The organism is Microbulbifer sp. S227A (assembly GCF_049800935.1).
Map to the genome: position 1 here is coordinate 37,701 of NZ_JBNAFZ010000020.1, position 6,974 is coordinate 44,674.

A 6,974-nucleotide genomic window follows, 5' to 3' on the forward strand; every position below is an offset into this window, starting at 1 on the left:
ACATGTCGCAAACTTTTGGAAAATGGGCCTGCTTACCAAGCTGTGGTAGACGCCGACCTTTGAATTCGAAGGTGAGTATCGGAACGTGCCGATTGACAGCGGTGCCTTGGCTCTATCTCAAGGGCATCTCCAGCGGCGAGATGGGCGCGGGCTGAAGGTCCTGTTGGTTCCGGATGCGAGCGGTGTCTCGGTTGAAGGCGCTGAAACGGGAGTGTTTGGCATGGCCCTACTTTGAGTCACAGCCACAATCTCGCACGCCGGTTCACAACTCCTGCGATTATCTTCCCATCCAACCTCCGTCGACAGTCAGAATTGAACCGTGAACATAGGCTGCTGCTTCCGACGCCAAAAACACGACGGGACCCGCGAAATCTTCGGGCGTCCCCCAACGGCCTGCGGGAATTCGGCTTAGGATCGCGGCGGAGCGGTCAGGGTCGTTTCTCAGGTCGTAGGTGTTGTCCGTGGAAATGTAACCGGGCGCGATGGCGTTGACATTTACGCCAGAGCCGGCCCATTCATTTGCAAACGCCTTTACGAGCTGACCGACCCCACCCTTGGACGCAGCATAGCCAGGAACATTGATACCGCCCTGAAATGTTAGCAAAGATGCCGTAAAGATTATCTTTCCAGCCCCTTGGGCGACCATTTTCTTGCCTATCTCTCGTGTGAGGCGAAACTGAGAGGACAGATTCACCTCCATCACCTCGTCCCATAGTTCGTCACTATGGTCCGCCGCAGGAGCACGCCTGATTGTACCTGCATTGTTGACGAGAATATCGATACTTTCGACGTCACGTTGCACCTGCGCTGCAAAGTCCAGAACGGCTTGCTTGTCGGAAAAGTCACATGCGTAGGCTCGGAATCTACGACCGAGCGCTGTGATTTCGCGCTCAATGTCACTGCCGGTTGCCTCCAGCGTGGCACTGACACCGACGATGTCGGCTCCGGCTTCTGCCAAAGCGACGGCCATTGCGCGCCCTAAACCACGTTTACACCCAGTCACTAGGGCGGTCTTTCCATGCAAGTCAAAAAGAGTGTCCGTGTTCATTGTATTTCCTTGATTGATTATCTGACCGATTGAAACGCGAAGCCTATCGGTAGATGATTTCAGGCAGCCACATCGACAACGCAGGCACAAAGGTCAGTAACAACAGCACCGAAATCAACGGGATGAGGAACGGTGCGGTCGCGGTCACGCAACGCTCAAACGGGACCTCAGAGACCTTAGCCAGGACGTATAGAACCAAGCCGACCGGTGGTGTCAGCAGGCCGATCATGAGGTTCAGGATCAAGATGATGCCGAAATGGACGGGATCAATTCCGATCTCAATTGCTACTGGCAGCAACACCGGCGTCAAGATCGTGATGGCAGCCAAGGTTTCCATGAAGCATCCAACAACAAGGACAATCAGCATGATAATCAAGAGGATCGCCGTCCGATTGTCAGTGAAACCCAACATGGATTCAGCGAACATCTGCGCAACCTGATTTGCCGTCAATATCCATGCAAAAACGGAGGATGCTGCGACGATCATCATGATGGACGCAGTGGTCTCGACTGTATCCATCGACACCCGCAGAATGCGTTTGAACGTTAGCGTGCCATAAACAAACAACCCGAGCACCATGGAGTATGCCACTGCTGCGATCGCTGCTTCGGTCGGTGTGAAGATGCCTGTGAGAATGCCGCCAACGATGATCAGAGGTGTAAACAGAGGCAGGATAGCGTGCCACAATGTCGTCAAAAACAGGCGCACCTGGAAACGCTCATCACGAGGATAGTTTCTGAGTTTCGCAAAAATGGCGACCATCACCATGAGCGCGAAAGCCATCAGCATGCCGGGGATAAGGCCCGCGGCAAACAGTTGACCGATCGATGTATCAGCGATCACGCCATAGACGACCAATGGCAGCGAGGGTGGAATGATTGGTCCGATCGTTGAAGATGCGGCGGTTATGCCAACCGAAAAATCCGTGTCATACCCAGCCTCGCGCATCGCCTTAATTTCAATATTTCCCAGCCCCCCGGCATCCGCTACGGCCGCGCCCGACATCCCTGCAAAGATAACGCTCGCCCCGACGTTTACATGTCCGAGACCGCCGTACATCCAGCCAATTGCCGCGCGTGCAAACGCAAAGATTTTCGTGGTGATTCCAGCCGAGTTCATCAAATGGCCTGCCATGATGAAAAAAGGCACGGCGATCAGGGGAAACGAGTTAATTCCATTGACCATATTGTGCAGCACAATGACGTTGGGCAACCCATCCAGCATGATGAAGATCAGCGATGAAACCCCGAGCGCTACTGCCACAGGTGCACCGGAGATCAGCAACAGGAACAGCAGAACAAAGAGAAGAATAAGTGTCATTTGAATTTCGCCTGTCAGTTCGTAGCGTCGTGGAGGGAATGTTCTTCCAGCTCGCGCAGGACATCCTCTGGGGATTGGCGGATCTTTCGTACAAGCCAATAGATCGAAAAAACAGTCATTGCGGCTAAGGCCACTACGACGCCCCAATAGAGCAGGCTTTTCGGAATTTCGACTGACGCCATTTTGGTTCTGGTCTTTTGTGCTAGTTCCACGGCCAGCCACGTCAGACATCCGTAGAACACCACCGAAACCAGCTCCATAATGACTGCGAGCCACTTCCCGGCGCGCGGAGAGAGGTAACGATAAAAGAATTCCAGAAAAATGTGCGTCCCCTTACGGGTAACAGAAATGGCACCGAAGAATGCGACTAAAATCAGGACGTATCTTGCGATCTCCTCTGTCCACGCCAAACTGTCGTTGAGCACGTAGCGCGTGAAGAACTGGAGAAAAACGATCGCTGCCAGGAACCACAGTGCAATCAGCCCCGGCAGGTCGGTGAGACCAAAGTCAGAGATATCAATCTCTGAATCGGTGAAGGTGATGTCAGGACGCGCCTCATCGGCACGTCCCTCCATCGACTGCTTATGATTGTCCATATCTGAAATTCAGCCTGATGGCTTACAGCTCGCCGAGGCGGCGGAAGTGTTCCATCGCATAGGGAACATCCTCACCGGTCAGCATCGGGCGCACAGCGTCTTGGAATGGAGCTTTGTCGACCTCATTCACCGTGATGCCTTGTTCGCGAAACCAGGCGACCAGATCAAGTTCTGACTGATAGATTTCATCCGAAACCTTTGAGGCAGCTTCTTTCAATACGTCTCGCACAATGGCCTGGTCCTCACCTATGCGATCCAGTGCATTGTCAGAGGCGATCACGAGCAAGGAGTTCAGGATATGGCCTGTCAGATTGATGTTGGACTGAACTTCGTAGAACTTCTTGAACTTGATGGTCGGAAGCGGATTTTCCTGAGCATCAACCACGCCTTGCTGCAGGGCAAGGTAGACTTCGGAAAACGCCATTGGTGTCGGGTTGGCGCCAACAGCGTTCGGAAACATCAACATAACCGGCGAATTGGGTACACGTATTTTCAGCCCCTCCATATCCGCGGGGGTCAGAATTGGCTTGTTGGACGTCACGTGGCGCTGACCGTAGTAGACGAGGCCGAGCACCTGGTTTCCGGTCGCGTCGTGATAACCCTCGGAAAGTTCGGCAAACAGTTCACTATCGCGATACGCTGACCAATGATCCCAGCCGCGCATGATGAACGGGTAGTCGGAAATCGCGATCGGACCATAGTAGCGCTCAACAAAGCTTGGACCGGTATAGATGATATCGACAGCCCCAAGACCCAACCCTTCGTTGATCTCGACTTCCTTTCCCAGTGTTGAAGCAGGAAAAACATCGATTTCCACACGGCCATCAGTGAGCCGATTGACCTCTTCCGCTGCCCATTCTGCAACCTCGTTATAGGCCGAGCCGGTTTCATATACATGAGCCCATTTGAGCGTTTCCGTCGCATAAGCAGAACCTGTGCCAGCAAGCACGAAGCATCCCGCCGTTACAATTGAAGCAAAATCTCGAATCGACATCATTCTCTCCCTGTTGGCCCTCAGAACGGGCGAATTATGCCGCAACCCAGTGGGCCCTCTCGGCGCGGTTGACGACATCTTGAATATCTAATATACAAGTTATGGCGAATAACAAGGCTTATTTGCAGTGGCGTTATAACCTGAGGAATAAGATACGTTGATCAGATGACCCTTGCAGAGAGTAGCCTTCAGGTGCCTGAACACAGAAAACGCGCACAAAATGCCGCCCCGAAGGGTCGAGCTCGGTTCCCTTTGGGGGCCACACCGACCCTGGCGCAAAGCCTCTATACGAAAATTCGAGATGACATCATTTCGATGACACTTCGTCCTGGTGCGCCCATCTCGGAAACGGAACTCGCCAAGGAATCCGGTGTCAGCCGCACTCCAATTCGCGAGGCGATCTTGAGGCTTGCGCGTGAGAATCTCGTGGAGGTCGTCCCTAAGTCAGGCACATTTGTCGCCCGCATTCCCGTCTCGGCTCTGCCCGAGGCGCTGATTGCCCGATGCGCTCTTGAAGGCGCGACCACACGCGCCGCCGCAATATTTGCATCGCGCAGTCAGGTGCTCGAGTTACGGGCGCTTCTCGAGCGGCAGCGCGAACTGGCTGCGCAGGGAGACATGCCAAATTTTCATCTCGCGGACGAAGCCTTCCACGAGCAACTAGCGGCGACCGGCAGGTTGCCCGGACTTTGGCTTATGATCCAGGACATCAAACTTCAGGTAGACCGGTTCCGCCGCCTGACCCTTCCTGAAGTCGGGCGAATGAACATGGTCATCGAGGAACACGCTGCTGTTGTTGATGCAATCGAGGCTCGGGATGCCGAACAGGCGAGTGCGGCAATGGAACGTCATCTGACCGGCCTCCACCTGCACATCAAAAATGTCGTTGATTCCCATCCAGACTATTTCATCCACGATGCGGACCTCGACGCCTTGGTCAACATCTAACCTGCCATTCGCAACACACCGGAGACACTATGACTATCGAAATTCGTCAAGTCTGCAGCCCTGCAGAAACCAAGTCATTCGACACCAAGAAACTGCGTGAAAACTACCTCATTGTGGATATCTTCCGTACCGGTAAAGTCACCATGGTTTATAGCCATCTGGACCGGACGATTGTTGGTGGCGCGGTGCCGAAGCAAGCTGGACTAGCGCTTACGTCTTGCAAGCAGGTCGGGTCCAAGAATTTTCTCGACCGTCGCGAGGTCGGTATCATCAATATCGGCGGGGCAGGGACGATTACGGCAGATGGCAAGGACTTTGCTGTTGACGCCCTTGATTGCCTCTACCTCCCGATGGGTATCGAGACGGTAACCTTCACGAGCAATTCTGCCGCCACGCCTGCGTATTTCTACTTTATCAGCACACCGGCACACCACGCCCATACCGCGAAAAAGATCACGCCGAAGGATGCAAACAAACTGGAGCTTGGCTGCCAATCAGACGCAAATGTTCGGGTGTTGCGACAATATATCCATCCCGAGGTGTGCGATAGCTGCCAACTGGTCATGGGCATCACGACCATTGCGGACGGTAGTATTTGGAATACGATGCCGTGTCACACCCACGACAGGCGCTCCGAGGTCTATCTATATTTCGACATGACAGAGGATACCCGGGTATTCCATCTAATGGGTGAGCCAACAGAAACCCGTCATCTCGTCGTCGCCAACGAGCAGGCTATTCTGTCGCCTGGCTGGTCCATTCACAGCGGAGCGGGGACTGGCCGATACAGCTTTATCTGGTCAATGGCTGGCGACAACCAAGACTTCACCGACATGGATTTTGTTGCGATGGACGAATTGCGCTAGCGCCGCACCCAATCTGAGACGGGGATTGACGATGCCGCTCAGGTGTCGGAAATCCCCGCGCCCGTTTCGGGCCACGCCGCCCTCTTACGCCGAGCCTTTCCCCGGTGTACAACCAATACAGGTCCTCGTAGTTTATAACTTGCCCCTGCGCTCCAACCTTAAGCCAATTCGCCGATAGCCCCATTCCTACCGAGTTGCTTTGACGAGGCCTGTCAGGCAAAGGCTGCAGGAACGGTATCTCCATTGGCGTAAAAAAGCATGGCATCACGGGGCGCAAAGCCGATCTCGATCTTTGAGCCGAGCGTCAGGTCATGCTGACCAGCCATCGGTGCCGTGATCGGTTCGATGGTGTTCGGCGTGCAGCCAAGATCGATATCAACCAGAGTTTCCGCGCCCAGTGAAGCTGGTTCACGGCCTTCATGGCGCTGCCGCCCAGCTCGAACACTGTCTCCGCGATACTGTCAAGCAGCGGCCGGGCGGCGGCAAAAGCCTCTGGCGTACCGGCGGCCATGATCGACAATTGCCCGCTGGCGGCCTTGATCGACCCGCCGGAAATCGGGGCGTCGAGATAATGGATGCCAGCCGCGTCAGAGCGTGTTGCACAAATCGTATCCGATGCGTAGCTGGTCCTTCGAATTGACTTTCCATCTAACGGATCGAAGCCACCGGCTTCCAGCCGGTCCGCTTCAGCGAATCTTCTGCTGATCTCTCCTCCTGAAATTTGAAGCCCGCTGAGGCGGTAAGGCTTCAAATTTCAGGAGGAGAGATCATGCGCTACTCGGCATCCGCGCACACGCGATTTTACCACAGATTCCATGTCGTATGGGCCACAAAGTATAGGTACAAAGTTCTACGGGGACGGATGCGCGCGCGTATCCGGGAGATCATCATGCAGACCTGCAATGAGATGGGGGTACATATTGTGCGCGGCGTTTTGGCGCGAGATCACGTGCATATGTTTCTGTCGATCCCGCCCAAGCTATCGCTGTCTGGTGTCATGCAGCGCATCAAAGGCCGATCATCGCGCCGCATCCAGATAGAGTTCCCAGAGTTGCGCAAGCGCTACTGGGGCAGGCGGTTCTGGGCCCGTGGCTACTTCTCCACCACGTCTGGGAATGTCACCGACGATATCATCCTGCAGTATCTGGAATTACATTCCTCCAAATGATGCCACCGGCGTCAGCCGGTGGGTCGTTCACTG

The 6,974-nt window shown here is 54.5% G+C and carries 8 protein-coding genes; 3 read left to right on the top strand and 5 right to left on the bottom strand.

From position 1 onward, the window contains the following. Positions 1–277: 277 nt before the first annotated feature. From ACP15R_RS25110 to ACP15R_RS25125, 4 genes are read right to left on the bottom strand one after another with little or no spacing between them, the layout of a single operon-like run. The gene (locus ACP15R_RS25110) at positions 278–1,048 is read right to left on the bottom strand and encodes an SDR family oxidoreductase (protein WP_424988633.1); all 771 of its coding nucleotides are present in this window, start codon (positions 1,046–1,048) and stop codon (positions 278–280) included. 43 nt (positions 1,049–1,091) lie between these two features. Next, positions 1,092–2,369: a TRAP transporter large permease gene (locus tag ACP15R_RS25115; RefSeq protein ID WP_424988634.1), complete on the bottom strand. Its 1,278-nt coding sequence runs from the start codon at positions 2,367–2,369 to the stop codon at positions 1,092–1,094. A gap of 14 nt (positions 2,370–2,383) precedes the next feature. Then, positions 2,384–2,965, bottom strand: a complete 582-nt coding sequence (locus ACP15R_RS25120) for a TRAP transporter small permease (protein ID WP_424988635.1) — start codon at positions 2,963–2,965, stop codon at positions 2,384–2,386. A gap of 22 nt (positions 2,966–2,987) precedes the next feature. Continuing rightward, positions 2,988–3,959, bottom strand: a complete 972-nt coding sequence (locus ACP15R_RS25125; RefSeq protein ID WP_424988636.1) for a sialic acid TRAP transporter substrate-binding protein SiaP — start codon at positions 3,957–3,959, stop codon at positions 2,988–2,990. A 165-nt stretch (positions 3,960–4,124) separates the two neighbouring features. On the opposite strand from ACP15R_RS25125, the gene ACP15R_RS25130 reads away from it, so the two are divergent. Both ACP15R_RS25130 and kduI read left to right on the top strand, forming a co-directional pair. Further along, complete coding sequence (locus ACP15R_RS25130; protein WP_424988637.1) at positions 4,125–4,907, top strand: GntR family transcriptional regulator; 783 nt, start codon at positions 4,125–4,127, stop codon at positions 4,905–4,907. Between the two features lie 29 nt (positions 4,908–4,936). Then, a complete protein-coding gene (kduI, locus tag ACP15R_RS25135) occupies positions 4,937–5,773 on the top strand; it encodes a 5-dehydro-4-deoxy-D-glucuronate isomerase (RefSeq protein ID WP_424988638.1) in 837 nt (278 codons plus the stop codon). Between the two features lie 304 nt (positions 5,774–6,077). Here the strand turns inward: kduI and ACP15R_RS25140 are convergent, their stop codons facing one another. Continuing rightward, positions 6,078–6,524: an NAD(P)-binding domain-containing protein gene (locus ACP15R_RS25140; RefSeq protein WP_424988639.1), complete on the bottom strand. Its 447-nt coding sequence runs from the start codon at positions 6,522–6,524 to the stop codon at positions 6,078–6,080. A 15-nt stretch (positions 6,525–6,539) separates the two neighbouring features. Between ACP15R_RS25140 and tnpA the strand changes: the two genes are divergently transcribed. Beyond that, complete coding sequence (gene tnpA / locus ACP15R_RS25145; RefSeq protein ID WP_424985241.1) at positions 6,540–6,941, top strand: IS200/IS605 family transposase; 402 nt, start codon at positions 6,540–6,542, stop codon at positions 6,939–6,941. Positions 6,942–6,974 lie beyond the last annotated feature (33 nt).

What these genes read in the sequence shown, in the direction of transcription:
- ACP15R_RS25120 (WP_424988635.1), bottom strand. Translation starts at nt 2,965, where the DNA reads ATGGACAATCATAAGCAGTCGATGGAGGGACGTGCCGATGAGGCGCGT.
- kduI (WP_424988638.1), top strand. Translation starts at nt 4,937, where the DNA reads ATGACTATCGAAATTCGTCAAGTCTGCAGCCCTGCAGAAACCAAGTCA.
- ACP15R_RS25130 (WP_424988637.1), top strand. Translation starts at nt 4,125, where the DNA reads ATGACCCTTGCAGAGAGTAGCCTTCAGGTGCCTGAACACAGAAAACGC.
- ACP15R_RS25125 (WP_424988636.1), bottom strand. Translation starts at nt 3,959, where the DNA reads ATGTCGATTCGAGATTTTGCTTCAATTGTAACGGCGGGATGCTTCGTG.
- ACP15R_RS25115 (WP_424988634.1), bottom strand. Translation starts at nt 2,369, where the DNA reads ATGACACTTATTCTTCTCTTTGTTCTGCTGTTCCTGTTGCTGATCTCC.
- ACP15R_RS25110 (WP_424988633.1), bottom strand. Translation starts at nt 1,048, where the DNA reads ATGAACACGGACACTCTTTTTGACTTGCATGGAAAGACCGCCCTAGTG.